Raw genomic sequence first — 26,814 nt, 5'->3', positions numbered from 1 at the left:
GGGGCGCTGAAATTCGCTACGGCGTCGACGCGGCGTCGCTCGGCGACGCGGACCCGTTGCTCGATCCGCTCGGGCTGGTCGACGGCGAGCCCGCCGGCGACGAGGACGCCTCGGTGGGGCTCGGGCCGGACGCGGAGGGCGATCCGGACCCCGGCGCCGACGGGCTGTCCGTGGGCGGCTGCGACGTCGGCGGTGGCGAGGTCGGCGGTGGGGGCGGCTGGATGGTGGGCGTGCCCGTCGGCGGCGCGGACGTCGGCGGCGGGCTCGGGTCGGGCTGCAGCGTCGGCAGCCCGTCGAGCACGATCGCGCTCGAGGTGCTTCCCTCGGCCAGTGGTCGCTCGACGAACCGCCAGCGGTAGAACGTGCGCCCGTCGGTACGGACCGTGGCTCGCGCGACGCCGTCGTTCACGTTGGCGACCTGGACCTGCTTCCACTCCCGGCTGTCCGCCTCGCGGCGCTCGAGGATCATCGTCGCGAACGGGATCGGGTCACCGGTCTCGGTGCGCAGCCGACCGGTGACGGTCACCTCGCCGTTGCCGGACACGCGCCCGGCGGCGATCGTGACCGACGTCCGGAGGCCCTCGAGGTCGTAGGTGGTCACCGACCCGGCGCTTCCGACCTCGAGCCGGTCCATCGAGAACGGCGTCCCGTCGCAGCCGAACCCGACGGTGTAGAAGCCGGGCCCGTCGCCGCCGTGGATGGCCGCGAAGTCGGCGACAGTCGCCGGGAGACCGGGATCGGCCTTGACCTGCTGGCCGCTGGTCATGTCGAACTGCGCCCAGCTGTAGACCCGCTGGGTGGCGTCCATGGCCTGCCAGGCGCCACCGGGGGTGGCCAGCGCGTCCCGGCCGATCCACAGCAGCGACGACCCCGCGTCGGAGGGCGGCTGGTAGCCCGCATAGGCCACCCCGGTCGCGGGGCCCTCGGCGTGCACCTCGAGGCCGGCCGTGGTCGTCTTCAGGACCGACGGCACCGGGAACACCGCCCCGATGGCGTTGCCGCCTCGCAGGTCCCAGCCCAGGCTGCGGCTACCGGCCGGTGCGTCGCCAGGGCCGAGGCCGATCATCGGCAACAGCGGCTCGTCCGTGCGCTGGTAGAGGTCGTCGCAGCCGACGAAGGAGAGGTCGGCGTGCGCCGGGTCGGGGAAGTCCGTGCCCTGGACGGTGACGGTCGTGTCGGCGTACGCAGGCGCCGCCAGTCCGACGACGACGAACGCCGTCGCGGTCGTTGCAGCCAGCCGGGCTGCCCGGAAGCCACCCACCTAGGCATTCTCGCTCGCAAGTCAAACTCCGAGAACCACCCCGATGGACTATGGATCGACCCGGTGCCGCTGTGAGGCGAAGAAATCGTCGAGCAGCGCCGTCGACTCCGCCGCGCGCACCCCGCTCACCACCTCGGGGCGGTGGTTGAGCCGCCGGTCCCGGACCACGTCCCAGAGGCTGCCGACCGCTCCCGCCTTGGGGTCGAAGGCGCCGAACACGACGCGTTCGAGACGGGCCAGCACCGTGGCGCCGGCGCACATCGTGCATGGCTCCAGCGTCACCACGAGCGTGCAGCCGTCCAGCCGCCACGACCCGATGGAGGCCGCCGCGGCGCGGATCGCCACGAGCTCGGCGTGCCCGGTCGGGTCGGCCGCGGCCTCGCGCACGTTGTGGCCGGCTCCGAGCACGCCCTGTGCCGGCGAGAGCACCACGGCGCCGATGGGTACGTCGCCGGTGGCCAGCGCGGCGCGCGCCTCGTCGAGGGCGGCTCCCATCGCCGCCTCCCAATGAGAGGTCACGCTGGGCTGAGGCCGACGGCGTCGTCGAACTGCTCGCCGAAGCCGAGGTGGCGGGCGACGTCGGAGAGGATCTCGTCGGGGTAGAGGTCGACGTCGTCGAGCAGGAGTCCCATCTCCAGCTCCTGGACGCCGAGGTCGTCGAGCAGCCCCAGGTCGCCGGCCGGCACCTGGTCGTCGGACTCCTCGAGCTCCAGCTCGGGGAGCCCCAGGAACTCCAGGGCGGACTCGGCCAGGTCCCACTCCTCGGCGGCGGTGACGTCCGAGAGCAGCACCCGCGTCGTCTCGCCCATGACCCGCACGATCACGAAGAAGTCCTCGTCGACCGCGACCATCGCCACCGCGCCACCGTCGCCGGGCAACCGGCTCAGGGCGTCGGCGATCGTCTCGACATCCGCGAGGTGGTCGTGGGCGAGGTCGTGGACGGTCCACTGGTCGCCCTCGCGGTATGCCGCAAGGGCGAAGTCGATCCCGTCGTCGTGCCCGACCACCTCACCAGAGTGACAGACGGGCCCCGGGGCGACCACCCCCTTTTTCCCAGTACAGAACGGGTTTCCGGGCCGTTCACGTTCCGTCGGTATGCGCCCCGACGTGACCCTCGCAGACGAGTTCGCTAGGTTCGATGCCCATGTTCGTCCAGACCGCGACCATCCCCCGCCGCGCCCTGGCCGCCGGCACCGCCGCCCTCCTGGGCCTCTCGCTCTCTGCTGGTGCCGCACACGCGAGCCGCGCCGACACCCCCGACGGCGTCGCCGCGCGGCAGGCGCCCGGCCCGATCCACGCCGGCAACACCTTCGGCTGGTACGGCCACAACGGCCTGGTCTACGACGAGACCTTCGTCGGGCCGCTCAACCACAAGCGCTGGCACGTCGAGGGCCCGGGCGCCGTCCGCACCCAGCACGGCATGCTCACCCTCAACACCGCCACCAAGGGCACGGTCTCCGCGCGGATGACGATCCCTGGCCGCGCGTACGGGCGGTGGGAGACCAGGCTCCGTCAGCGCCAGTACGGCCACAAGCACACGCCGTACCGCGTCCTCACCGAGCTCGTCCCGGTGACCAGGGAGGGCGAGGGCTGCGGTGAGCAGAACATCGCACTGAACCGCTTCAAGATGAGCGGCAACGAGGTGAACTTCTACATCCGGAGCCGCCCGGACAACCTCTACCAGGCCTCGCTCAAGCGCGGCCTGGGCCAGGACCAGTGGCACACCTACGCGGTCGAGGTGACCCGCAAGCACATCTCGTGGTTCGTCGACTCCCACGTGATCCGGACCGAGACCCGGCCCGAGGCGCTGACCGGGCGCAAGTTCCAGGTCCGGTTCACGATGCAGGCGGTCAAGGGCAAGCGGATGAACAAGGCCCGGATGCAGATGGACTGGCTGCGCTACTGGAACCTCAACGACAAGAGCAAGAAGTCGGTCAAGGCGCCGCTGCCGAAGAAGACGACGTACACGCTCGCCTGCACCGGCAAGAACTGACGAGCCGGAGCCGCGCTCGCGTGCCCTAGGGTGCTGGTCGTGCGGACCCATGTCGTCGACCACCCGCTCGTCGCCCACAAGCTCACCGCCCTGCGTGACGAGACCACCGACTCACCGACCTTCCGCCGGCTGGCCGACGAGCTGGTGACGCTGCTGGCCTACGAGGCCACCCGCGAGGTCCGCGTCGACCCACACGACATCGTCACCCCGGTCGCGCCGACCACCGGTGTGAAGCTCGCCGCGCCCAAGCCGCTCGTCGTCCCGATCCTGCGCGCCGGCCTCGGCATGCTCGACGGCATGATGCGGCTGCTGCCGACGGCGGAGGTCGGCTTCCTCGGGATGATGCGCAACGAGGAGACGCTGGAGGCCACGACGTACGCCGAGCGGCTGCCGGAGGACCTGGCCGGCCGTCAGTGCTACGTGCTCGATCCGATGCTGGCCACCGGCGGCACGCTGTCCGCCGCGGTCAGGTTCCTGATCGACCGCGGCGCCAACGACATCACCGCGATCTGCCTGCTCGCCGCTCCTGAGGGATGTGCCCGCCTCGAGGGAGAGCTCGACGGCGTCGACGTACCGGTCACCGTGGTCACCGCCGCGATGGACGAGAAGCTCAACGACAAGGGCTACATCGTCCCCGGTCTCGGCGACGCCGGCGACCGGTTGTACGGCGTCGTGGGTTGATTCGGGACTTCCGCCGGTTGATTCGGGACTTCCGCCGGTCGAATCGGTCCTTCTGCCGCGGCGGAACTGACGATTCGACCGGCGGAAGTCCCGAATCAACACTCACAGCGCCTTGACCGCGGTCAGCACCTTCCCGAGCGTGTCCTTGGCGTCGCCGAAGAGCAGTGTGGTCTGCGGCTCGAAGAGCAGCTCGTTCTCGATGCCGGCGAACCCCGGGCGCATCGACCGCTTCAGGAACACGACCTGCTTGGCCTGGTCGGCGTTGAGGATCGGCATGCCGTAGATCGGTGCGGACGGCGTGTTCCGCGCGGCCGGATTGACCACGTCGTTGGCGCCGACGACGAGCACGACGTCGGCGTCCTTGAAGTCGTCGTTGATCTCGTCCATCTCGATCAGCTGCTCGTAGGGCACCTGCGCCTCGGCGAGCAGCACGTTCATGTGGCCGGGCATCCGGCCGGCCACCGGGTGGATCGCGTAGTCCACCTCGGACCCGCGTGAGATCAGCAGGTCGACGAGCTCGCGCAGGGTGTGCTGGGCCTGGGCGACCGCGAGGCCGTAGCCGGGCACGATGATGACCCGGTCTGCGTAGCCCAGCATGATCGCGACGTCCTCGGGCCCGGCGGACCTCACCGGGCGGTCGGAGGCCTCGCCGCCGCCCAGGGTGGACCCGCCCTTGAGCGCGCCGAACAGGATGTTGGCAACCGAGCGGCCCATGGCCCGAGCCATCAGCAGGGTGAGGAAGGTACCGGAGGCGCCGACCAGCGTGCCCGCCACGAGCAGCAGGGTGTTGGAGAGCACGTAGCCGCCGGCGGCCACGGTGAGGCCGGTGAACGCGTTGAGCAGCGAGATGACGATCGGTACGTCGGCGCCGCCCACCGGCAGGACCAGGAGTACGCCGAGCAGCAGCCCGACCAGGGCCAGCACGATGCCGAGGGTCAGGTCGGCGTCGCGCACCTGGAGCACGGTGAGGACGATCGCGCCGAGGATCCCGGCTCCGAAGATGACCGGGAGGCCGGGGAAGACCACCGGCCGCGAGGTCATCAGCTCCTGCAGCTTGGCGAAGGTGATGATCGAGCCGGCGAAGGAGACCGAGCCCACCAGGATGGTGAAGGCGGTGGCGAACAGGGTGAAGTTGCCGATGTCGCTGCCACTGTCGACGGTCTCGTGCAGCTCGAGCAGCGCGACCAGCGCCGCCGCGCCGCCGCCCACGCCGTTGAACAGCGCCACCATCTGCGGCATCTGGGTCATCTGGACCTTGCGGGCGCCGTAGACCCCACCCGCCGCGCCCACCGCGATGGCCGCGAGGATCAGCGGCACGTGCTTCATGTCGTCGACGTAGAAGAAGGGGATGACGCATGCCAGCACCGCGCCGAAGGCGCCGAGCAGGTTGCCGTAGCGCGCGGTCCTGGGGCCGGAGAGCCCCTTGAGCGCGAGGATGAAGCAGACGGCCCCGAACAGGTAGAGCAGCTGCGCCCAGACCGGGATCACGCGCCGCTCCCCGTGCCCGACTCGACCTGCTTGGGCTGCTTCCTGCGCGTGAACATCTGCAGCATCCGGTCGGTGACCACGAAGCCGCCGACCATGTTCACCGCCGCGAGCACGATCGCGACCAGCCCCACGACGAGCGCCGCGGTGTCGTCGGTGCTGCCGGTGACCAGGATCGCGCCCAGCAGGATCACGCCGTGGATGGCGTTGGCGCCGGACATCAGCGGCGTGTGCAGCGTCGAGGACACCTTGGAGATGACCTCGATGCCCACGAAGACGCTGAGGATGAAGATCGTCAGCCAGACGACCGCTTCGTTCACTGGGTCTCCCCCTCGATCGCTGGGCCCTCGATCTGATGCCGGGTCGGCTCGTGCCGGATCGCCCCGTCGTGGGTGACGCACGCGCCGGCCACGATCTCGTCCTCGAAGTCGGGCGCGAAGACGCCACCTCCCCCGGATCCAGCAGCGTCGCCCTCACCGGGCTTGGCGGTCATGAGGGTGAGCAGGTTGACGATGTTCTGGGCGTAGAGCTTCGACGCCGGTCCCGGCATCTGGGCCGGGACGTTCCTGCCGCCCCACACCGACGCGTTGCCGATCCGGGTCACCTCGCCGGCCACCGCGCCCTCGACGTTGCCGCCCGACTCGGCGGCCAGGTCGACGACGACCGAGCCCGGCCTCATCGCCTCGACCATGGCCGCGGTGACCAGCCGCGGCGCGGTCCGGCCGGGGACCGCGGCGGTCGTGATCAGCGCGTCCGCCTCGGCGACGTACGGCGCGAGCAGCTCCATCTGCCGGGCGGCCCGGTCCTCGGTCATCTCGCGGGCGTAGCCGCCCGCTCCCTCGAGCGTCTCCAGCTCCAGCTCGATCGCCTTCGCACCCATCGACCTGATCTCCTCGGCGGCGGCCGCGCGGACGTCGTAGGCCTTGACCACGGCGCCGAGCCGCTTGCAGGTGGCGATCGCCTGGAGCCCGGCCACGCCGGCACCGAGCACGACGATCTCGGCCGGCTGCACGGTGCCGGCCGCGGTCATGTTCAGCGGGAAGAAGCGGCGCAGCATCCCCGCCGCCACGATCGCGCAGCGGTAGCCGGACACGAGCGCCTGCGAGGACAGCGCATCCATCGACTGCGCGCGCGAGATCCGGGGCACCAGCTCCATGGCGAACGACGTCGCGCCCACGTCGCGCAGGTCGGCGACCAGCGAGAGCTCCTGGTTGACCGGCAGGAAGCTGACCGTGGCCGCCCCCCGCTTCAGCCGGCGTACGGCGTCGGGGCCGAGCGGCTGCACCGACACCACGACGTCGGCCGTCGGCAGCGCCTCGGCGTCGATGACCGCACCGGCCTCGGTGTAGTCCTCGTCGGCGAGCAGCGCGTGCGTGCCTGCACCGGGCTCGACCGCCACGTCGTAACCGAGACCGGTCAGCTTGCCGACCAGCTCGGGGACGATGGCGACCCGCGTCTCGCCCTCACGCGTCTCCCGGACCACCGCAACCCTCACGGGCGGTGACCTTACCGAGGTCTCCCGGCGCCCAGCGGGAACGTGTCCACGACCACATGTCGCGGCCTGCCGCGCGGCCCCTCGCCGAGGTGCGACTCGACCAGCGTCAGCTCATCGCCCTGCCACCGCGGTCCCTCGTAGGTGTCGAGCAGGCGTACCCAGCTGCTGATGTCGTGCGGGAAGCGGGTCCGCGCCAGCGTCAGGTGCGGCCGGAACCGGGCGCCGTCCACCTCGACGCCGGCCCGGTTGGCGGCGGCCCGGCACCCGGTGGCCAGCCGGTCCAGCTCGGTCCGGCTTGGCTCGTCGAGGTCGAGCCCGGCCCAGAGCACCTTCGCCCGGCCCACGTTGGGGAACGCGCCGCCGCCGCGGATCGCGGTCTCGAACGACGTACGCCGGGAGGCAGCGCGGGCCAGCCGCTCGACCAGGTCGTCGAGCCGGTGCTCGGGCACCTGCTCGAGGAAGGCGAGCGTCACGTGCACCTGGTCGGCCTGCACCCAGCGGAAGTCGCCGGCGCCGCGGCGTCCCTCCAGGAACCCGTCGAGGTGCTCCAGCGCCTCCGGCGGCGGCACCAGCGCCGCGAACATCCGCATCGGGCGAAACGCCGGGCCCTAGACCTGCGTGCCGATCGCCTTGCCGATCGCGAAGGTGATCGCCATCGCGAACAGGCCGCCCAGGACGTTGCGCATCACCGCGCGTCCCGTCGGCCCGTAGCTGAGCCGCGCGCTCCCCCAGCCGGTCAGGGCCAGCGCGACGGCGACGGCGAGGGCCGTGACCACGATCCGCACGGTCGGCCCGAAGAGGAGGATCGTGAGGAGCGGCAGCAGGGCGCCGAGCGTGAACGCCACCATCGAGGCCCATGCGGCGTGCCAGGGGCTGGTGATGTCGTCGGGGTCGATGCCCAGCTCGACCTCGGCGTGGGCGGCGAGCGCGTCGTGCGCGGTGAGTTCCTCGGCCACCTGCAGCGCGAGCTTCTCGCTGAGCCCCCGCTGGACGTAGAGCCCGGCCAGCTCGGCCAGCTCGTCCTCCGGCTCGTCGCGCAGCTCGCGCCGCTCCTTCTCGAGCAGCGCGAGCTCGGAGTCCTTCTGCGTGCTCACCGAGACGTACTCGCCGGCCGCCATGCTCAGTGCGCCGGCAGCCAGCCCCGCCACACCGGCGACCAGGATCGCGCCCCGGTCGGTGGTGGCGCCGGCCACGCCCATCACGATGCCCGCGGTCGACACGATCCCGTCATTGGCGCCGAGCACACCGGCGCGCAGCCAGTTGAGCCGGTTGTTGAGGCCACCCGCGTGCGGCTCGCCGGCGTGCGGGCCGGCCGCCACGTCGTCGAGGCCGAGGTCGTCGGTGGTCATGGTTCGATCGTCGCCTCCGGCGTACGCCGCCACAAGCAAGGGAAGGCTCTGCTGGCCACTGGCAGATATCTCACTGCAACAGGTCGGCGACGGTCCTGATGCCCGCCTCGATGGCTCGGGTGCTCGTGTTGCCGAACCCGAGGACCAGCTGCGGTGGCGTGGCCGAACCGGTCGACCGGTAGGTGCTCATCCCGCGCAGCCCGACGCCGCGGGCCAGCGCCTGCTCGAGGACGTCGGCCTCGTTCGCGTGGCCGGGCAGGTGGGCCACCGCGTGGAAGCCTGCAGCCAGGCCGCTGACCCGCACCGCCGGCGCGTACGTCGTCAGCGCATCGACGAGGACGTCGCGGCGACGGGAGTACTCGGTCCGCATCTTTCGCAGGTGCCGGTCGTAGCGGCCGGACGCGACCAGCGCGGCCAGCGCGAGCTGGTCGATGCCCGAGCTGCCGCGGTCGGCGACCTGCTTCTCGCCCACCACCTCCTCGACGATCGCCGCCGGCACCACCGCCCAGCCGAGCCGCAGCGCCGGCGCGAGCGACTTGCTGACCGTCCCGAGAGTCACCACCCGGTCGGGGTCGAGCCCCTGGAGCGAGCCGACCGGGTCGCGGTCGTAGCGGAACTCGGCGTCGTAGTCGTCCTCGACCACCACCCCGTCGACCTCGCGGGCCCACGCGAGCAGGTCGTGCCGGCGCTCGGGACCGAGGACCACGCCGGTCGGCCACTGGTGGGCCGGCGTGAGCACGGCGACCCGGGCCCCGCTCGCGCGCAGCGCGGCGACGTCGATGCCGTGCTCGTCGACCGGGACCGGCACCGCCGACCCGCCGGCCGCCTCGGCGGCCGCGGTGACGGTGCCGATCGAGCCCGGGTCCTCGCAGGCCACCCGGGTGAGTCCGACGCGGGCGAGGGCGCGCAGCACGACGGCCAGCCCCTGGGCGAAGCCGCTGCACACCACGACCTGCGAGGCCGCGACGTCCATCGCCCGCACCCGACGCAGGTAGGCCGCCACGACCTCACGGGTCCGGAGCACCCCCCGCGGGTCGTCGTAGTCGAAGGCCACGTTGGGCGCGGTTCGGCAGGCCTCGCGCACCGCCCAGGCCCAGTCCTCGCGAGGCGCCATCGCGAGGTCGGGAACCCCCGACGGGAAGTCGGCGACCAGCGGAGGCGGTGCCGACACACGCGCGGCCGGCGGTGCAGCCGGCTCCTGGCGCTCCCGGTTCGTTGACATCGCCGCGACCCGGGTCGCCGAGCCGGTGCGGGCGGTGAGGTAACCCTCCGCCACCAGCTGCTCGTAGCACTCCTGCACCAGCCCGCGGGAGAGGCCGAGGGTGGCGGCGAGGCTCCTGGTCGACGGGAGCTTCTCGTCGGCGGCCAGCCGGCCGTTCCGGATCGCTGCCCGGAGCTGGTCCTCGACCTGCGCGCGGAGCGGGCGGTCCCGGTCGAGGGCGACCATCAGCTCCGGACCCGAACCGGACCACTCGACAGCCACGAAAATGGACCTTAGCAGCGTTCCACTTCTCTCCTAGCGTCGTGCCATGACCACGACCCGGGCCTCCCAGCCCCCACTCGTCAGCCGGGCCCTGCTGCTGCGCTTCGTCTCGATCGTCGCGAGCTCGATCGGGTTCTACCTGCCGCTCGCCGCGGTCCCCATGTACGCCGCGGCGCACGGCTCGCCCTCGGCCGGTGGCCTGGCCAACGGCGCGCTGCTCGTGGCCACCGTGGGCGGCGAGCTGGCCACGCCGCGGTTCGTCGCGCGAGTGGGCTACCGCTGGGCGCTCGCCGTCGGGCTGGTCCTCCTCGGCGCGCCGGCGCTGGTGCTGGTGGGCACCGCGTCGTTCCCGGCCATCCTCGCGGTCAACGTGCTGCGCGGCGTGGGCTTCGCGATCACCGTGACCGCCGGCGGCGCGCTGACCGCCCAGCTCATCCCCGACTCGCGCCGCGGCGAGGGACTGGCGCTGGTCGGCCTCGTGGGCGGCGTGCCCTCGCTCGTCGCGCTGCCCTTCGGCGCCTGGGCTGCCGCGCACTGGGGCTTCGGACCGGTGTTCGCGCTGAGCGCGGCGGCCCCGCTGCTGGCCGTCGCCACGGTGCCGGGCCTGCCGGGCCGGATGCTCGACACCCGGACCCACCACGGCGTGGGCGGCAGCCTGCGGCAGGGCGCCCTGATGCGGCCGGCCACGGTCTTCGCCGCCTCCGCGGCGGCCGCCGGCGTCGTGGTCACCTACCTGCCGCTGGCGCTCGCGCACCACGCCGCCTGGGTCGCTCCCGCAGCGCTGCTGGCCCAGCCCGCCGCCGCCACCACCGGCCGCTGGATCGCGGGTCGACTGGGCGACCGGGGGGGCCAGGTCCGGCTGCTGGTGCCCGGACTGGCGCTGTCGATCCTCGGCGTGGTCGCGATGGCCGCGACCGGGTCGGTGCTGCTCGTGATCGCGGGCGCGACCACCTTCGGGACCGGCTTCGGAGTCCTCCAGAACGCCAGCCTCAGCCTGATGTACGCGCGGGTCCCGACCGAGGGCTTCAGCGCCGTGAGCGCGATCTGGAACGCCGGCTACGACCTCGGCATGGCCGTGGGTGCTGCCGGGGTCGCCATGCTGGTCGGCGCCGTGGGCTTCAGCTGGGCCTTCGTCGTCACCGCCCTGGTGATGGTCCCGGCGCTGCTGGTCGCCCGTCGCGAGACGGAGAACGAACCGGGCCAGTCGGTGGCCGCCGAGGCGGACATGTCTGCCGTAGCCGCAGCCTCGACGGTATGAGCGACAGCTCGCTCAGGCGGTGGCCTCCTCTGCGGCCACCGGTGCCGTGGCCGACTCGTCCGCCGCCCGCTTCGGCATCAGGAAACTGACCACGACCAGCGCCACGGCGACGACCGCGGAGCCGACGAAGGTGGTGTGGATCGGCCCGTCGAGGACCGACGGGGAGAGGTGCTCCAGGTTCGGAGTCGCGTGGCCGATCCGGTCGGTCACACCGGCGTTGACCATCGCTCCGAAGACCGCGACCCCGATCGCGCTGCCGACCGAGCGGGCGAACATCGTCGCACCGGTCGTCACGCCGCGCCGCTGCCAGTCCACGGCGGACTGGGCGACGATGACTGCGGGAGCGGCCGCGAACCCGAAGCCGAAGCCCATCACGAAGCAGGGCACCGCGACGTACCACAGCGAGCTGTCCGGCCCGATCGGGAGCAGCAGGAGCGTGCCGCCCAGCGCGATCACCGAGCCGATCACGATGGTGGCCCGGAAGCCGATGGTGAGGTAGAGACGGCCGGCGTTCGACGCGGCCAGCGGCCACCCGAGCGTGAGCGCGGCCAGGGCGAAGCCCGAGCTGACCGCCCCGTGGCCGAGGACGCCCTGGGCATAGAGCGGGATGTACGACGTCAGCCCCATGAGGAGGACGCCGATCACCAGCGAGACCAGGATGGCCGCGAGGATCACCCGGTTCCGGAAGACCCACAGCGGCAGCACCGGCTCGGCGGCCCGGGTCTCGACCACCACGAAGGCGGCCAGCATTGCGAGCGAGATCGCGAACAGCGCGATGCTGGTCGCCGACGTCCAGGACCACCGCACGCCGCCTTCGAGCAGCGCCAGCAGGAGGAGCAGGCCACCGGCGGTGAGCAGGGTCGCGCCCACCACGTCGAACCGGTGCCGTGCCCGGGTCACCTGCTCCTCGAAGCGGCGCAGCAGCATGAACATCGCCGCGACGCCGATGGGCAGGTTGACGAAGAAGATCCACCGCCAGGAGACGTAGTCGGCGAAGACGCCGCCCAGCGTCGGGCCGATCACCGCGGCCAGCGCCCAGACGCTGGCCAGGTAGCCCTGCACCTTCGCGCGCTCGGCGATCGTGTAGATGTCCCCGACGATCGTCATGCCGATCGGCATCACCGCGCCGGCGCCGAGCCCCTGGATGGCGCGGAAGGCGATGAGGGCGACCATGCTCCAGGCGACGCCGCACAGCAGCGAGCCCACGAGGAACAGGCCGACCCCGATCATCATCATCGGCTTGCGGCCGTACTGGTCGGCCAGCTTGGAGTAGAGCGGTACCGAGACCGCCTGGCCGAGCAGGTAGACCGAGAACAGCCACGGGAACTGGGTGAAGCCGCCCAGGTCGTCGACCACGGCCGGCACCGCCGTGGCCAGGATCGTGGCGTCGATCGCGACCAGCCCGATGCTCAGCATCACGGCGAGCAGGATCGGCCCCCGCTCGCTGCGCAGCCCGACGTCGGCGCGGCTGATGGCAGGCGTCGACGTCACGTACGACGCCAACCCGGCGAGGCCGGGATCTGTTCCCGGTCCTCCAGATCCCGGCACCGATGTGCTGACCGTGTCACGACCGGGGTACAGGGTGGCACCCGGGCACGGCCGACGACATCCCGGGGCGGACAGCAGCCGACCGGTGCAGGAGTGTGCTTTGATCGATCCAAGGCCAGCGGAGACCCTGGCACCTGGGACGGAGGGGCCCGTGGAGATGTGGCCGGGGCGCGCCTACCCGCTGGGAGCGACGTTCGACGGGAGCGGCACCAACTTCGCCCTGTTCAGCGAGGTCGCCGAGAAGGTGGAGCTCTGCCTGTTCGACGCCGAGGGCACCGAGACCCGGGTCGAGCTCACCGAGGTCGACGCCTACGTCTGGCACGGCTACTTGCCGTCGGTGCAGCCGGGGCAGCGCTACGGCTACCGGGTCACCGGCCCGTGGGAGCCCGAGAAGGGGCTGCGCTGCAACCCGAACAAGCTCCTGCTCGACCCCTACGCCAAGGCGACCGCGGGCGAGATCGAGTGGAACCAGAGCCTGTTCGGCTACACCTTCGGCACCGAGGACGAGCGCAACGACGACGACTCCGGCCCGCACATGACCAAGGGCGTCGTCATCAACCCGTTCTTCGACTGGGAGGGTGACCGCCGGCTCGACGTGCCCTACAACGAGTCGGTCATCTACGAGGCGCACGTCAAGGGGATGACCCAGCTCCACGAGGGCGTACCCAAGGAGCTGCGCGGCACCTACGCCGGCCTGGCGCACCCCGCGGTGACCAGCCACCTGAAGCGGCTGGGCGTCTCCGCGATCGAGCTGATGCCGGTGCACCAGTTCATCCAGGACTCCGCTCTGCTCGACCGCGGGCTGCGCAACTACTGGGGCTACAACACGCTGGGGTTCTTCGCGCCGTACGCCGGCTACGCCGCGGGCGGCGGCGCTCCGCAGGGCCAGCCCGGCCAGCAGGTCCAGGAGTTCAAGACGCTGGTCAAGACGATGCACCAGGCCGGGATCGAGGTGATCCTCGACGTGGTCTACAACCACACCGCCGAGGGCAACCACCTCGGGCCGACGCTGTCGATGAAGGGCATCGACAACCCGGCGTACTACCGGCTGGTCGATGACGACCCGCGCTACTACATGGACTACACCGGCACCGGGAACTCCCTGAACGTCCGGCACCCCCATTCACTGCAGCTGATCATGGACTCGCTGCGCTACTGGGTCACCGAGATGCATGTCGACGGGTTCCGCTTCGACCTCGCGTCCACGCTGGCGCGGGAGTTCTACGACGTCGACCGCCTCTCGACGTTCTTCGAGCTCGTGCAGCAGGACCCGGTGGTCAGCCAGGTGAAGCTGATAGCCGAGCCGTGGGACATCGGCCCGGGCGGCTACCAGGTGGGCGGCTTCCCGCCGCAGTGGACCGAGTGGAACGGCAAGTTCCGCGACACCGTCCGCGACTTCTGGCGCGGCGAGCCGTCGCTCGGCGAGTTCGCCTCCCGGGTGGCCGGTTCCGCCGACCTCTACGAGCACACCGGGCGCCGGCCGGTGGCGAGCATCAACTTCGTGACCGCCCACGACGGGTTCACGCTGCGCGACCTGGTGTCCTACAACGAGAAGCACAACGAGGCCAACGGCGAGGACAACAACGACGGCGAGAGCCACAACCGCTCCTTCAACCACGGGGCCGAGGGGCCGACCGACGACCCGGAGATCCTGGCGCTCCGCTCGCGCGCGCAGCGCAACTTCCTCGCCACCCTGCTGCTCAGCCAGGGCACGCCGATGCTGCTCCACGGCGACGAGCTCGGCCGCACCCAGCTCGGCAACAACAACACCTACGCCCAGGACTCCGAGATCAGCTGGGTGCACTGGGACCAGGCGGACGAGCCACTGATCGAGTTCACCGCGGCCCTGATCGGGCTGCGCCGGCGGCACCCGACGTTCCGGCGCCGTCGCTTCTTCACCGGCCGGACCGTGCGCACCGGACCGGCCGGCGCCGAGCGGCTCAACGACATCGTGTGGCTGCACCTCGACGGACGGCCGATGGAGGACACCGACTGGGAGAGCGGCGCGCAGGCGATCGGGATGTACCTCAACGGGCACGGGATCGCCGGCGTCGACGTCCGGGGCGACACCATCACCGACGACAGCTTCCTGCTCTACTTCAACGCCGACGGCGAGCAGACGATCACCCTCCCATCGGCGGAGTACGCCGAGTCGTGGGACGTCTACATCGACACCGCCGGCACGCCCGACGCGGTCGAGGTCCTCAAGGCCGGCTCGACGTTCACGATGAAGGAGAGCAGCACGCTCGTCCTGCGTGAGTACGTCCCCCAGGCGCCCGAGCCTGACCACTCGGTCGCGGCATCCGTAGCGGCGGCGTCGTCGCGGGCCTGACCGCTGACGCCTCCGTGGGTGGGCGGCCGCGCGCGTAGCACGCCCGGGGCCTGTTCCGGGGACCCGGCTTTGCCGAGGATCTCCGGCACCAGGTGCCGATTCCCCTCCGCAAACCCACCGATGAGGCTGGTGTGATCCGGTAGGCGCGCGAAGCGGAGCCGGTTGCAGGGGTCACCGGATATCCGGGGACCCCTGAGCTTCTGTACCGAGATCTCGGCACAGAAGCGGATGGGTCGCCACAGAAGCAGGCCGCTCCAGGTGTGGGCACGCGCGGCCGCACGGACGGCTAGAGCGAGTTCAGGTCGACGACGTCGTCGTCGGCCGGAGCGGTGACGTCGAAGTCCTTGTCGAAGTCGGTGAAGTCGAGGTGGCCAGGCTGGTCGCCCGCGGTGCGCTCGAGCTTGACCAGGTAGTGCTCGCCGTCGACCAGCACGTAGCCCGTGGCGGTGCCCTCGTCGTCGCTCTGCTCGACCTTGACCACCTGCTTGCCGTCGATCTCGTCGGTGCCGGTGTTCTTGTAGGAGCCCGCGCTGGCGTCGTTCTTGAACAGGTTGTCGAAGAACGTGTCGAGATCGCAGAACTGCGAGAAGTTGGAGCTGGTGTCGAGGACCCACTTGTCCCCGACCGCCTCGATGATCGCGTCCGCCTGGTCAGGCGCGTTGGCCCGCCAGAACTCCTCGTCGGGCTTGAACCAGTTGGTGCCGTCCTTGGCCAGGACCTGCGCGGTGCCGCCGCCGAGGCCGATCGTGCCGGTGCAGTCACCGTTGGAGTCCGCTTGTACGTCGACGGTGATCTTCTGGCTCGCGGAGGTGATCTCACCGGAGAACTTCACCTGGTCGAGGCCCTTCATGTCCGCCTTGGCGGTGTCGGCGATCTTGTCACCCGACTCCTTGGCGAACCCCCCGCCATCGCCGTCGTCGTTGCCGCCGCAGCCGGCCGCGAGCCCCAGGACCGCGACGGTGCCGAGCGCAGCCACGCGGAGCCGGGAGGACGTCATGGCTGCGCATCATAGGAGGACCGGGCTGACAGCACCTGGTCCATGTGCGACTCGGCCCAGCCCTTCAGGCCGGTGAGGACCGCCTGCAGCGAGCGGCCGAGCTCGGTGAGCTCATAGGTCACCGTCACCGGCACCGTCGCGGTCACCGTCCGGGTGAGCAGCCCGTCGCGCTCAAGCGAGCGCAGCGTCTGGGTGAGCATCTTCTGACTGACCCCGGCGATGGTGCGGGCGAGCTGTGAGTAGCGCAGCGGACCGTCCTCGAGCGCGGCCAGCACGAGCGTCACCCACTTGTCGGAGATCCGGTCGAGGAGCTGCCGACTGGGGCACTGGGCCAGGAACGCGTCGTACTCGGCCTTGTCGGCGGCCCGGCGCTGGGCCGCGGTCATCGTGGGCATGAGGTCCGTCCTCGCGGTTGGTTACGCACTCTCAGGTGCCTGCTCTCCATCGGGAAGCGGCTCGTCACCGGCGATTGTTCCCGCCGGTGCACGGAACCGACAACAGGAGGAACCATGACCAACACCGAGCAGACCTTCCGCGCCGCCGTCGTGACCGAGCCCGGCGGACCCGACCCGATCTCCCTCGTCGACCTCCCCGTCGTCCCGCTCGAGCCCGGCCAGGTCCGGGTCGCCGTGGCGGCAGCGGCGGTGAACCCCGTCGACCTCGCCGTCCGCGATGGCTACATGCACCGGCTGGGCCTCATCGACCAGCCCCACCACACGGGGCTGGGCTGGGACTTCTCCGGCACCGTCCTCGAGGCCGGGCCAGGCGTCGACCTGGCGCCGGGGACCCGGGTGGCCGGACTGGTGGGCGGGCTCGACCGCGACTTCGGCACCTACGCCGAGCAGCTGGTGCTGTCGGCTTCGGACCTGGCCGCGGTGCCCGACGGGCTCGACCTGGTCGAGGCCGCCACGGTCCCGCTCAACGCACTCACCGCGCTCCAGCTCGTGGACATCCTCGGGGACGGCGAGGGGCGCGCGCTGCTCGTCACAGGGGCCGCCGGCGCCGTCGGCGGGTACGTCGTGCCGCTGGCGCTCGAGCGCGGCTGGCGGGTGACGGGCCTGGCGCGGCCCGGCGACGAGGAGTTCGTACGAGCGCTCGGCGCGGAGTTCACTGCCGTACCGACGCGTGGATGGGACGTGGTGGCCGACCCTGCGTCGTTGCAGGAGCAGGCGGTGGCCCTCGTGCGTGACGGCGGCCGCTTCGTCGGCGTCCAGCCGTCCGCCCGGCCCGAGCCGGAGCGCGGCGTCACCATCGAGGTCGTCAGCATCGTCCCCGACGGCGTCGCGCTGGCCGGGCTCCTGGCGCGCACCGCCACCGGCGAGCTGCCGGCCCGCGTCGCCGAGGTGCTGCCGCTCGACCGCGTCGACGACGCCCACGCCGCGGTCGCCCGCGGTGGCGTCCGTGGCCGCTACGTCCTCGTGCCCTGAGCTCTTGCGGCACCCTCCCCGTGGGGTGGTCCGTCACCTTCGGGTGTTGAGATCACGCGATCTCGGTCCGAAAGGTGGCGGACCACCCCGGCGCGGGAGCTTTCAAGAGGGAGGGTCAGACCCCCGCGGGCTCGGGAGCGGGAGCGGGCTGGGCGGTGCCGGCCTCGTCGCCCTCCCGGAAGCCGTACTTCTCCCACCAGCGCGCCAGCGGGCCGGGGGCCCACCAGTTGAGCCGGCCGAGCAGCTTCATCGTGGCCGGGACCAACAGCGCGCGGACCACCGTGGCGTCGACGAGCAGCGCGACGAGCATGCCGATGCCGAGCATCTTCATGAACACGATGCCGCTGAGCGCGAACGCCCCGATCACCACGCCGAGCAGCACCGCGGCGCTGGTGATGATCCGGCCGGTCTTCTGCACGCCGGTCGCGACTGCGACGTCGTTGTCGCCGGTGCGGTCGTACTGCTCCCGGACCCGGGAGAGCAGGAAAACCTCGTAGTCCATGGACAGCCCGAACAGGATCGCGAGCATCAGGATCGGGTTGGTGGCGTCGAGGAACCCCTGCGGGGTGAACCCGAGCAGCCCCGACAGGTGACCGTCGCTGAAGATCCAGGTGACGACCCCGAACGACGCGGTGATCGAGAACAGGTTCATCACCACGGCCTTGACCGGCAACACCAGCGACCCGAAGGCGACGAACAGCAGCACCAGCATCACCACCACCACGATCAGCCCCATCCAGGGCAGGTGCGAGCCCACCGAGTCGATCAGGTCGACGGTGTTGGCGCTCATGCCGCCCACGAGTACGTCGCCCGACGCCGGCTCTAGGTCGCGGATCCGCTCCACCGTCGCCTGGCTCTGCTCGCTCTGGGTGTTGCCGTCCCACGAGGCGCGCAGCAGCGTCGCGTCGCCACTGGTGGCGATGGTCCGGACGCCGGTGACGCCGTCGATGTCGTCGACCGCCTGGGCGTAGTCCGCCACCTCGGCCTCCGAGGCGCCGCGCACCAGCAGCGATGCCGTCGAGGTCTCCGGCCCGAAGTCGCCGAGCTTCTCCGCGGCGACGTGCGCCGGGGCGTCGGAGGGCAGCACGCGGTAGTCGACGCTGCCCCACTTCACGCCGAGGAACGGCGAGGCGATGAGCAGCAGCCCGGCGACCGTGCCGACGATGACCAGCCACGGCCGGCGCATCACGCCGCGGGCCAGGGCGGCCCAGCGGCCGTGTGCGTCGTTGACCGCGACCGGGCGGTGCCGGCGCCAGGGCAGCCGGCCGCCGTCGACCTTGCGGCCGAGCAGCCGCAGGGTCGCGGGCAGCACGGTGAGCGCGGCGAGCATCGCGACGAGGACCGCGGCCATCCCGCCGTACCCCATGCTCTTGAGGAACGCCTGCGGGAAGATCAGCAGGCTCGAGAGGGCCGCGGCCACGGTGAGGCCGGAGAAGAGCACGGTCCGTCCGGCGGTGGCCATCGTGCGGCGGATCGCGGTCGGCACCGACTGCGGGTCGTCGACCGGCAGCAGCGCGAGCTCCTCGCGGTAGCGGCTGATGATGAACAGCGCGTAGTCGATGGCCAGGCCGATGCCCAGCAGCGAGATCACGTTCACCGAGAACACCGACACCTCGGTGAACGTCGCGATGAGCCGTACGACGGCCAGCGCGCCCAGCATCGCCACGAGCCCGACGAGAGCCGGCATCGAGGCGGCCACGAGGCTGCCGAAGATCAGCAGCGCGAGGAGGATCACGACCGGCATCGAGATCGACTCGGCCCGGGCCAGGTCCTCGCTGGTGATCTTGTTGACGTCGTCGAAGACCGCGAACGCGCCCGCGACATCGGTCTGGAGGCCGGACGACCCGGGCGCCTGGAGGCTGGGCTCGAGCTCGTCGTAGTTGGACAGGTAGTCGTCCTGGCTCTCGCCGGCCAGCGAGATCAGCACCTGCGCGGAGTGTCCGTCCTTGCTCACCAGCCCGGAACCGGCCGGGGCGGCGTAGTAGGGGACGACCGTCGCGGTGGTGCCCGGCGCGTAGCCGGAGACGACCTGTTCCACCTCGGAGCGGAACTCCGGGTCGGTGGCGAGCAGGTCCTTGCTCGAGTAGATGGCGACGACGTCGACGTTCTGGTTGCCGAAGGTGTCCCGCTCGACCTGCAGCTCGCGGGCCGACTCGGACGACTTGTCGTCGAAGCCGCCCTGCGACAGGTGGTCGAAGACTCCGAACCCGTAGGCACCGGCGGCGACCACCACGGCCAGCCCGGCCAGCAGCACCGCGACCGCCCGGCGGGCCACGAGTGCTCCCCAGCGCTCGATCATGACGACTCCTTGTGAACAGATATCAGTTTGGTGAACGGTGTAAACCGTAAACGGTGTAAACTCCGACTGTCAACGGCATTGAGAGGACCAGATGAGCACCGACGTGCAGCCGACTCCGGCGAGCCCGGCGAGCCCGCAGACCCGCCGCGAACGGCAGCGCGAGGCGACCTACGACGAGATCACCCGCACCTCGCGGACGCTCCTGGCCGAGGGCTCGGAGCTGTCACTGCGGGCGGTGGCGAGCCGGATGGGGATGACCGCGCCGGCGCTCTACCGGTACGTCGCCAGCTACCAGGAGCTCGTCGACCTGGTCGCCTTCGAGATCGACAGGGCCGCCACCGAGCGGTTCGCCGCGGCCGCGGACACCCTGCCGGAGGACGACTACGCCGGCCGGCTGGTCCTCTCGGCGACCGAGTTCCGGATGTGGGCACTGGGCAACCCGCGCGAGTTCGGGATGGTCTTCGCCAACCCGATCGCCGAGGCGGCGTGCACCCGCCGGGAGATGCTCACCCAGGTGGCCTCAGGGCACCTGATGACCGGGCAGATGCGGGCGCTCTGGGACCACAACCATCACGCGATCCCGAGCCTGGACGAGCTGCCGCCGTCGGTCCGGGAGTCCGTCCTGGACCCCCTGATCCCCGCGAAGGTCGACGACCTACCCCTCGAGGACCGTGGCCTGGTCTGGCTCTACCAGCAGGGCTGGACGACGCTCTACGGCGTGGTCGCGCTCGAGGTGTTCGGCCACATGGACCCGCGGGTCATCGAGTCCGGCGACATGTTCGTGCACGTCGTCCGCGAGTTCGCACCCAAGCTCGGGCTGGCCGACGACGCCGACCGGCTCGAGGAGATGATCAGGCAGCGCATCGCCCGGGGTTGAGTCCCAGCGCAGGCTGCGGAGGTTTCGAGACGCTTGCTGCGCAAGCTCCTCCACCACCGTCGATCCGGCCTCCGATCAACCCAGCACGCCGTAGTTGGGCAGCCGGAACGCCTTCTCGTAGCCGTCGCCGACGAAGTCGGTGTCGTTGTTGCCGATGTTGGCGATCAACGTGTAGCCGTCGTCGATGAAGGAGTCGCGGCAGCGCTGCTTGCCGGCGGGCAGCGTCTCGCCCTTGGTGCGCAGGCAGAGCTCGGCTGCCGGGAAGCCCGTCCGGGTGAGCTGCTGGAACGTCCGCCGCTGCTGGTTCGCCAGCCGGCCGGAGTTGAACACCAGGTCGACGCCGAGCCTCCGGAGCAGCTTCGCGAACCGGGCCATCTGGGGGATGGCGCCCCCGCCGTCGTAGTAGGTCGCGATGACGGTGTTGTCGATGTCGAAGTTGACCGCGAGCTTCTCGTCCGTGCCCTTGGCCGCGACCCGCTGCCGCACGTAGGCACGCGACCCCTTCATCGCGGTCTTCACGTCCGCGAGCCACTGGGCGCGGGTCGGAACCTTCTTCTTGGTGGTGACCGCCTTCGCGTGCTCCGCGGCCGGTGGCGGGGACGCCTCGGCGGGGGCGGTGATGGGCGCAAGCGTCAGCATCAGCGCGGTGACAAGTCCGACCAGCCACGTCATGCGGCCACGGTAGCTGCGGCCACCGCGCGGGGCAGATTCTTCGGCAGATCCGCCGCTCAACCGAGCAGCTCGTCGACCCAGGCGGGCACCAGCTCGCCGGCCGGTCCGTGCCGGGCCTCGGCGAAGAGATGCGTGCCCTCGCTTGGGAGCAGGTTGAGCTCGAGCGTGCGGGCGCCGTACGCCGTCGCGGCCTGCACGAACCCGGCCGCGGGGTAGACCGCGCCCGAGGTGCCGATCGAGACGAACAGGTCGGCGCGCTCGAGCGCGGTGAAGATGCGTTCCATCTCGTAGGGGACCTCGCCGAACCAGACCACGTCCGGCCGCAGCTCCATCTCGTGGCAGGCGGGACACGGCGGGAAGTCACCGAGGTCGCCCTCCCACTCGACCCGGGTGCCGCAGGCCCGGCACAGGGCGGAGCGCAGCTTGCCGTGCATGTGCAGCACCCGGACGGAGCCGGCGCGCTCGTGCAGGTCGTCGATGTTCTGGGTGACGACGAGCAGGCCGTCGCCGATCGCGCTCTCCAGCCGCGCGAGGGCGAGGTGGGCAGCGTTCGGCTCGACCCCGGCCAGCGCGGCCCGGCGCGCGTCGTAGAACTGGTGGACGATCGAAGGCTGCCGTTCGTACGCCTCCGGGGTGGCGACGTCCTCGACCCGGTGGCCCTCCCAGAGCCCGTCGGCGTCACGGAAGGTCGGCACCCCGCTCTCGGCGGAGATGCCGGCACCGGTGAGGACGACGATGTGCACCTACATGCCGCCCTGGTAGTAGTCGATGATGTCGCTCCCGTTGATGGGCTCCTCGGTCTTGCGGCCGAGGAAGAAGACGCTGCTGGCGGCATCGACCGAGTGCCGCTGGTCGAGGAGCCGGTCGGTCCAGCTCAGCCAGAAGAACACCAGCGACGCGACCCGGCCGAGCGGCACCGATCGGGTGAGCGCCCGGACGAAGTGGTCGACCGACCAGCGCAGCGCGGTACCCGCGCCGGCGACGCTGCCGGAGTCGATCCGCTCGAAGCGGCGGAACAGGAACCGGTGGCCGCTGTCGGTGAACCGGGTGAAGTCGTAGGCGCCCTCGTGCACCTGCTGGAGGAAGGGGGTGTCGGCATAGACGATGCCGCCGGGCCGGAGCACCCGCTCGATCTGGCTCGCCACCACCGTCGGCTCCAGGACGTGCTCGAGCACGGCCTGCACGATGACGCCGTCGACGCTGGCGTCGGCCAGTGGGACCGAGTGGCCGTCCCCGACGAACTGGGTGACCGGGCTGGCGTAGACGTCGAAGGCGATGAGGTCGACGGTCGGGTCGGCGTACAGCGCCTCCAGCCCGTCCCCGACCGTGCCGCCGCCGACCACCAGCACCCGTGGCCTGCGTCCTCGGGTCTCGGTGCGCAGCAGCTCGAGCATCCGCGCGACGTTCCGGGGCGCCGTGGTGTTGGCCGGGTGCAACAGCCGGCGCAGCAGGCCTGCCGACCGCGACCGCGACACCTCGCTCGCGCCCTGGACCGCGCGGAGCCGGTCGGCGTCGAGGACGCTGTGCTCGAAGTCCACGAGCGCCGGTACGCCGGCAACGACCGGGAACGGGTCCTGGGCATAGACGCAGTGCGCGCCGGCACAGCGCCACTCGCCGTCCTCGCGACGCACCGGACTGCCGCACCGCGGGCAGATCAGCAGGTCCTGGTCGACCAGCGCGTCGAGGGCGAGCACGTCATGAAGGGTAGGCCGGGCCACGGTGTGCCTGACGTGCGAGGCGCCTCAGGGCCGAGCACCCCGACGGTGGCTGAGGTGCGAGGCGCCCGAGCGCCGAGCCTCGAAGCCAAGCGACCCGGGGCTGGGACCCACCCCGGTGCCTTCCCTGCGGAGGCCTCGACACGCTCGACCAGCGGCAGGCCACCACGGTGGCTGAGGTGCGAGGCGCCCCAGCGCCGAGCCTCGAAGCCAAGCGACCCGGTGCTGGGACCCACCCCGGGCGCCTTCCCGACGGAGGTCTCGACAGGCTCGACCAGCGGGAGTTGAGTCAGGTGCCTTCGCCACGGAGCCGATCGACGGTCACGACGTAGCCGGCCGCCTCGTCATATGGCGCGCGGTCCCAGGTCGAGAACCGCTCGACCGGCTCGAGACCGGCGGCGGCGAACGCCTCCTCCACCTCCGCGAGCGGCGTCACCGGACAATCGTCGGGGAGGTGGTCCGCATCGAGGCCGAAGCCGCAGACCAGGAGACCGCCCGGGTCGAGCTGGGCGGCCAGGTGCGCCGCCGCGGCGGACAGCGTCCCGGGCTCGAGCAGGGGGATGGTGTTGCCCGCCACGACCACGAGGTCGAAGAGCTCCCCGGTGTCGAGCTGCGCGAGGTCGCCCACCCGCCAGTCCAGGTCGGGCGCCTCCTCGCGGGCCTCGTTCAGCATCGCCACGTCCACGTCCACCCCGACCACCGTGTGGCCCAGTTCCGCCAACCGGATGGCCACCCGCCCGGTGCCGCAGCCGGCGTCGAGGACCCGGGCCGGCGGCGACACCAGCCCGTTGACGAACGCCGCCTCGCCGTGCACGCCGTCACCGCGTGCGGCCAGGGCCCGGAACCGCTCGGCGTACCGGCGGGCGTAGTCCGGGCCGCCGGTCTCGCGGGCGATCTCCTGCCAGCGCGTCATCGGCTCAGTAGTACCAGGGGTACGCCGACCAGTCGGGGTCGCGCTTCTCCAGGAACTGGTCGCGGCCCTCCTGGGCCTCGTCGGTCATGTAGGCGAGCCGGGTCGTCTCGCCGGCGAAGAGCTGCTGGCCGACCAGGCCGTCGTCGATGAGGTTGAAGGCGTACTTCAGCATCCGCTGCGCGGTCGGGCTCTTTCCGTTGACCAGCCGGCCCCACTCCAGCGCGGTGGCCTCGAGCTCGGCGTGCGGGACCGCCCGGTTGACGGTGCCCATGCGTACGCCGTCGTCGGCGGAGTACTCCTGGCCGAGGAAGAAGATCTCGCGGGCGAACTTCTGGCCGACCTGGCGCGCGAGGTACGCCGACCCGAAGCCGCCGTCGAAGGACCCGACGTCGGCGTCGGTCTGCTTGAAGCGGGCCTCCTCGCGGCTCGCGATGGTCAGGTCGCAGACCACGTGCAGCGAGTGGCCGCCGCCGGCGGTCCAGCCCGGGACGACGCAGATGACGACCTTGGGCATGAACCGGATCAGCCGCTGGCACTCGAGGATGTGCAGCCGGCCGAGCCTGGCCTTGTCGACGGAGTCCGCGGTCTCGCCCTCGGCGTACTGGTAGCCCGTGCGTCCGCGGATGCGCTGGTCGCCGCCGGTGCAGAACGCCCACTTGCCGTTCTTGGCGCTTGGCCCGTTGCCAGTGAGCAGCACGCAGCCGACGTCGCTGCTGGTGCGGGCGTGCTCGAGGACCCGGAGCAGCTCGTCGACGGTGTGCGGCCGGAACGCGTTGAGCACGTCGGGGCGGTCGAAGGCGATCCGGACCGTGCCGTGCGCCCGGGCGCGGTGGTAGGTGAGATCGGTCAGGTCCTCGAACCCCGGCACGTCGTCCCACGCGGCGGGGTCGAAGGTCTCCGACACTCCCTCGATGGCGCTCATGAAGCGCCACGCTAACGGTGTGCTCGCTGCCACGATGCTCCGGTGACCACGACCCCGCCGGTCGTACCGGCCGCGCTGGCCGAGCCGACCGTCGTCCCGCCGAGCCGCTGGGTGGCCCTCCTGGCGCTGGCCAGCGTCGGCATGTGGGCGGGCTTCTTCGGGCCCATCCAGGTGCTGCTCGCCCAGCAGGCCGAGGCACTGGACGCCGCCGACAAGGAGCAGGTGCTCGCGCTGGTCACCGGCGTCGGTGCGCTCGTGTCGGTGGTCTGCAACCCGCTCGCCGGCGCGTTCTCGGACCGGACCACGGTGCGCGCGGGCCGCCGGCTGCCGTGGCTCGTCGGCGGCGCGCTCGGCGGCGCGGCATCGCTCGTGCTCTTGTCGGTCGCGCCGAACGTGCCGGTGATGCTGCTCGGCTGGTGCGGGGTGCAGGCCACGCTCAACGCGATGCTGGCCGCGGTGACCGCGATGGTCCCGGACCAGGTGCCGGTCGAGCGGCGCGGCCGGATCGGCGGGATCGTGGCGGTCGCCCAGACCGTCGGCGTCGTGGCCGGGACCGGTATCGCGGCCGCGACCGGGAGCATCGCGGCCGGCTACCTCTCCATCGCGGTCTTCCTCGTCGTCCTGGCGGTGCCGTTCTCGCTGTCGTCGCGAGACGTCGCGCTGCCGGCGTCGTACCGGCCGGCGTTCTCGCCGCGGGCCTTCCTTGCGTCGTTCTGGATCTCGCCGCGCGCCCACCCGGACTTCGGGTGGGCGTGGCTGACCCGGTTCCTGGTCAACCTCGGCAACGCGCTCGGGCTGCTCTACCTCCTCTACTTCCTGCAGGACGTCCTCGGCTTCAGTTCCGACGAGGCGGAGAACCGGGTCTTCGTGCTCACCGCGCTCTACGCCCTGACGCTCGTGGCGACCACCGTCGTGTCCGGCGCGTGGAGCGACCGGTTGGGGCGGCGCAAGGTCTTCGTCATCTGGTCAGGTCTGGTGTCCGGCTGCGCCGCCGGGCTGCTCGGCATCGGCCAGACCTGGCCGGCCGCCCTCGCGGCGGCGGTCGTCATGGGCTGCGCGTACGGCATCTACACCGCCGTGGACTTCGCGTTGATCACCGAGGTGCTGCCGGCCGCCGTCGACCGGGCCAAGGACCTCGGCGTGATCAACATCGCCAACGCGCTGCCGCAGGTCCTCGCACCGGTGCTGGCCGGCGTCCTGCTCTACGTCGTCAAGTCGCTCGGCGGCGTGGTCGACCCGTCCGGGTCGGGCTTCTCGGTCGGCTACTTCGCCGTCTACTTCCTGGCGTTCCTCGCCAGCGTGCTCGGCTCGGTGTTCGTCACCCGGATCCGCGGCGTGCGCTGAGGAATGACGCCTACGGCCTTGTGGTTACTGGAGGACGTGACACTGCGAGGCGAGTACGAGCCCAGCGCGGCCCAGTGGGTGCGCGACCAGGTCGAGAAGTACGAGCGGTCAGGGGGCACCGAGGCGAACACCCTCCGCGGCCACCCCGAGTGGCCGATCGTGGTCATCACCTCGCGCGGCCACAAGTCGGGCAAGCTCCGCAAGAACCCGGTGATGCGGGTCGAGAAGGACGGGGTGTATGCCGCCGTCGCCTCGCAGGGCGGCGCACCGACCCACCCCACGTGGTACCACAACTTCGTCGCCGACCCAGTCGTCGACCTCCAGGACGGCCCCGAGCCGCACACCTACCGAGCCCGACTGGCCGAGGGCGAGGAGCGCCAGGAGTGGTGGGAGCGGTGCGTGGCCCAGTACGCGCCGTACGCCGAGTACCAGGAGGAGACCGACCGCGAGATACCGGTCTTCCTGCTCGAGCGGGTGGACTGACTCGGCGAGAGCTGTCGGGGTCACCGGATATCCGGGGACCCCTGAGCTTCTGTACCGAAATCTCGGCACAGAACCGGATGAGTCACCTGATATCCGGCTCTTCTGACTGATCCGTGGGTGGGCGGCCGCGCGCGTAGCAGGCCGCCCGGGGCGTGTTCTGCGATCTGCACCGCATATTGGCCACCCAGGACGCCGAGATGTGGTGCCTATCAGCTGGACCGGTCTTTGCCGAGGATTCCCGGCACCAGGTGCCGACTTCCCTCCGCAAACCCGCCGATGG

At 71.5% G+C, this 26,814-nt stretch carries 26 protein-coding genes; 8 read left to right on the top strand and 18 right to left on the bottom strand.

What is annotated here, in order from left to right; genetic code table 11:
* Positions 1-16 precede the first annotated feature (16 nt).
* From VFV89_RS10925 to VFV89_RS10915, 3 genes are read right to left on the bottom strand one after another with little or no spacing between them, the layout of a single operon-like run.
* Positions 17-1,261, bottom strand: a complete 1,245-nt coding sequence (locus VFV89_RS10925; RefSeq protein WP_329705964.1) for a hypothetical protein — start codon at positions 1,259-1,261, stop codon at positions 17-19.
* Positions 1,262-1,309: 48 nt separating this feature from the next.
* Positions 1,310-1,756 carry a nucleoside deaminase gene (locus VFV89_RS10920; protein ID WP_329705963.1) on the bottom strand — a complete coding sequence of 149 codons (447 nt, stop codon included), beginning with the start codon at positions 1,754-1,756 and terminating at the stop codon, positions 1,310-1,312.
* 20 nt (positions 1,757-1,776) lie between these two features.
* Positions 1,777-2,268, bottom strand: a complete 492-nt coding sequence (locus VFV89_RS10915) for a tRNA adenosine deaminase-associated protein (RefSeq protein ID WP_329705962.1) — start codon at positions 2,266-2,268, stop codon at positions 1,777-1,779.
* A gap of 137 nt (positions 2,269-2,405) precedes the next feature.
* Between VFV89_RS10915 and VFV89_RS10910 the strand changes: the two genes are divergently transcribed.
* Positions 2,406-3,254, top strand: a complete 849-nt coding sequence (locus VFV89_RS10910; RefSeq protein ID WP_329705961.1) for a family 16 glycosylhydrolase — start codon at positions 2,406-2,408, stop codon at positions 3,252-3,254.
* A gap of 39 nt (positions 3,255-3,293) precedes the next feature.
* Positions 3,294-3,935 carry a uracil phosphoribosyltransferase gene (upp, locus tag VFV89_RS10905; protein WP_329705960.1) on the top strand — a complete coding sequence of 214 codons (642 nt, stop codon included), beginning with the start codon at positions 3,294-3,296 and terminating at the stop codon, positions 3,933-3,935.
* Between the two features lie 102 nt (positions 3,936-4,037).
* Here the strand turns inward: upp and VFV89_RS10900 are convergent, their stop codons facing one another.
* The 6 genes from VFV89_RS10900 to VFV89_RS10875 form a co-directional block, all read right to left on the bottom strand.
* On the bottom strand, positions 4,038-5,423 hold the full coding sequence (locus VFV89_RS10900) for an NAD(P)(+) transhydrogenase (Re/Si-specific) subunit beta (RefSeq protein ID WP_329705959.1): 1,386 nt from the start codon (positions 5,421-5,423) through the stop codon (positions 4,038-4,040).
* Positions 5,420-5,740, bottom strand: a complete 321-nt coding sequence (locus VFV89_RS10895) for an NAD(P) transhydrogenase subunit alpha (RefSeq protein ID WP_329705958.1) — start codon at positions 5,738-5,740, stop codon at positions 5,420-5,422. The genes VFV89_RS10900 and VFV89_RS10895 overlap by 4 nt, the downstream gene beginning before the upstream one ends.
* A complete protein-coding gene (locus tag VFV89_RS10890) occupies positions 5,737-6,915 on the bottom strand; it encodes an NAD(P) transhydrogenase subunit alpha (RefSeq protein ID WP_329705957.1) in 1,179 nt (392 codons plus the stop codon). The genes VFV89_RS10895 and VFV89_RS10890 overlap by 4 nt, the downstream gene beginning before the upstream one ends.
* Before the next feature lie 11 nt (positions 6,916-6,926).
* Positions 6,927-7,505, bottom strand: a complete 579-nt coding sequence (gene thpR, locus VFV89_RS10885; RefSeq protein WP_329705956.1) for an RNA 2',3'-cyclic phosphodiesterase — start codon at positions 7,503-7,505, stop codon at positions 6,927-6,929.
* 18 nt (positions 7,506-7,523) lie between these two features.
* Complete coding sequence (locus tag VFV89_RS10880) at positions 7,524-8,264, bottom strand: VIT family protein (protein ID WP_329705955.1); 741 nt, start codon at positions 8,262-8,264, stop codon at positions 7,524-7,526.
* Between the two features lie 70 nt (positions 8,265-8,334).
* Entirely contained in the window at positions 8,335-9,747 is a 1,413-nt protein-coding gene (locus tag VFV89_RS10875) for a PLP-dependent aminotransferase family protein (protein WP_329705954.1), read from the bottom strand.
* A 46-nt stretch (positions 9,748-9,793) separates the two neighbouring features.
* Here VFV89_RS10875 and VFV89_RS10870 point away from each other — a divergent pair, with 46 nt between their 5' ends.
* On the top strand, positions 9,794-11,005 hold the full coding sequence (locus tag VFV89_RS10870) for an MFS transporter (protein WP_329705953.1): 1,212 nt from the start codon (positions 9,794-9,796) through the stop codon (positions 11,003-11,005).
* A gap of 12 nt (positions 11,006-11,017) precedes the next feature.
* Here the strand turns inward: VFV89_RS10870 and VFV89_RS10865 are convergent, their stop codons facing one another.
* Positions 11,018-12,496, bottom strand: coding sequence for an MDR family MFS transporter (locus tag VFV89_RS10865; RefSeq protein WP_329705952.1), 1,479 nt, complete (start codon positions 12,494-12,496; stop codon positions 11,018-11,020).
* A gap of 208 nt (positions 12,497-12,704) precedes the next feature.
* Between VFV89_RS10865 and glgX the strand changes: the two genes are divergently transcribed.
* Positions 12,705-14,885 carry a glycogen debranching protein GlgX gene (glgX, locus tag VFV89_RS10860; protein WP_329705951.1) on the top strand — a complete coding sequence of 727 codons (2,181 nt, stop codon included), beginning with the start codon at positions 12,705-12,707 and terminating at the stop codon, positions 14,883-14,885.
* Between the two features lie 286 nt (positions 14,886-15,171).
* Here glgX and VFV89_RS10855 read toward each other — a convergent pair whose 3' ends face one another.
* The gene (locus tag VFV89_RS10855; RefSeq protein WP_329705950.1) at positions 15,172-15,882 is read right to left on the bottom strand and encodes a hypothetical protein; all 711 of its coding nucleotides are present in this window, start codon (positions 15,880-15,882) and stop codon (positions 15,172-15,174) included.
* The gene (locus tag VFV89_RS10850) at positions 15,879-16,277 is read right to left on the bottom strand and encodes a helix-turn-helix domain-containing protein (protein WP_329705949.1); all 399 of its coding nucleotides are present in this window, start codon (positions 16,275-16,277) and stop codon (positions 15,879-15,881) included. Before VFV89_RS10850 ends, VFV89_RS10855 begins: the two co-directional genes overlap by 4 nt.
* A 114-nt stretch (positions 16,278-16,391) precedes the next feature.
* Here VFV89_RS10850 and VFV89_RS10845 point away from each other — a divergent pair, with 114 nt between their 5' ends.
* Positions 16,392-17,309 (top strand): NADP-dependent oxidoreductase, encoded by a 918-nt coding sequence (locus VFV89_RS10845; RefSeq protein WP_329705948.1) that lies wholly within the window; start codon positions 16,392-16,394, stop codon positions 17,307-17,309.
* A 115-nt stretch (positions 17,310-17,424) separates the two neighbouring features.
* Here VFV89_RS10845 and VFV89_RS10840 read toward each other — a convergent pair whose 3' ends face one another.
* Entirely contained in the window at positions 17,425-19,608 is a 2,184-nt protein-coding gene (locus VFV89_RS10840; protein WP_329705947.1) for an MMPL family transporter, read from the bottom strand.
* Positions 19,609-19,699: 91 nt separating this feature from the next.
* Between VFV89_RS10840 and VFV89_RS10835 the strand changes: the two genes are divergently transcribed.
* Entirely contained in the window at positions 19,700-20,485 is a 786-nt protein-coding gene (locus tag VFV89_RS10835) for a TetR/AcrR family transcriptional regulator (RefSeq protein ID WP_329705946.1), read from the top strand.
* Positions 20,486-20,560: 75 nt separating this feature from the next.
* Here VFV89_RS10835 and VFV89_RS10830 read toward each other — a convergent pair whose 3' ends face one another.
* From VFV89_RS10830 to VFV89_RS10810, 5 genes are all read right to left on the bottom strand, one after another.
* The gene (locus VFV89_RS10830; RefSeq protein ID WP_329705945.1) at positions 20,561-21,157 is read right to left on the bottom strand and encodes an HAD family acid phosphatase; all 597 of its coding nucleotides are present in this window, start codon (positions 21,155-21,157) and stop codon (positions 20,561-20,563) included.
* Between the two features lie 56 nt (positions 21,158-21,213).
* The gene (locus tag VFV89_RS10825; RefSeq protein ID WP_329705944.1) at positions 21,214-21,900 is read right to left on the bottom strand and encodes an NAD-dependent deacylase; all 687 of its coding nucleotides are present in this window, start codon (positions 21,898-21,900) and stop codon (positions 21,214-21,216) included.
* Positions 21,901-22,851 carry a methyltransferase domain-containing protein gene (locus VFV89_RS10820; protein WP_329705943.1) on the bottom strand — a complete coding sequence of 317 codons (951 nt, stop codon included), beginning with the start codon at positions 22,849-22,851 and terminating at the stop codon, positions 21,901-21,903.
* 310 nt (positions 22,852-23,161) lie between these two features.
* A complete protein-coding gene (locus VFV89_RS10815) occupies positions 23,162-23,785 on the bottom strand; it encodes a class I SAM-dependent methyltransferase (protein ID WP_329705942.1) in 624 nt (207 codons plus the stop codon).
* Positions 23,786-23,789: 4 nt separating this feature from the next.
* A complete protein-coding gene (locus VFV89_RS10810; RefSeq protein WP_329705941.1) occupies positions 23,790-24,707 on the bottom strand; it encodes a 1,4-dihydroxy-2-naphthoyl-CoA synthase in 918 nt (305 codons plus the stop codon).
* Positions 24,708-24,749: 42 nt separating this feature from the next.
* On the opposite strand from VFV89_RS10810, the gene VFV89_RS10805 reads away from it, so the two are divergent.
* Entirely contained in the window at positions 24,750-26,051 is a 1,302-nt protein-coding gene (locus VFV89_RS10805) for an MFS transporter (protein ID WP_329705940.1), read from the top strand.
* Positions 26,052-26,087: 36 nt separating this feature from the next.
* Complete coding sequence (locus VFV89_RS10800) at positions 26,088-26,534, top strand: nitroreductase family deazaflavin-dependent oxidoreductase (RefSeq protein WP_329705939.1); 447 nt, start codon at positions 26,088-26,090, stop codon at positions 26,532-26,534.
* Positions 26,535-26,814 lie beyond the last annotated feature (280 nt).

It is taken from the genome of Nocardioides sp. (assembly GCF_036274455.1).
Taxonomy (GTDB): domain Bacteria; phylum Actinomycetota; class Actinomycetes; order Propionibacteriales; family Nocardioidaceae; genus Nocardioides.
Note: the sequence above shows the minus strand (reverse complement) of the source record. Positions and strands in the feature narration are given on the sequence as shown.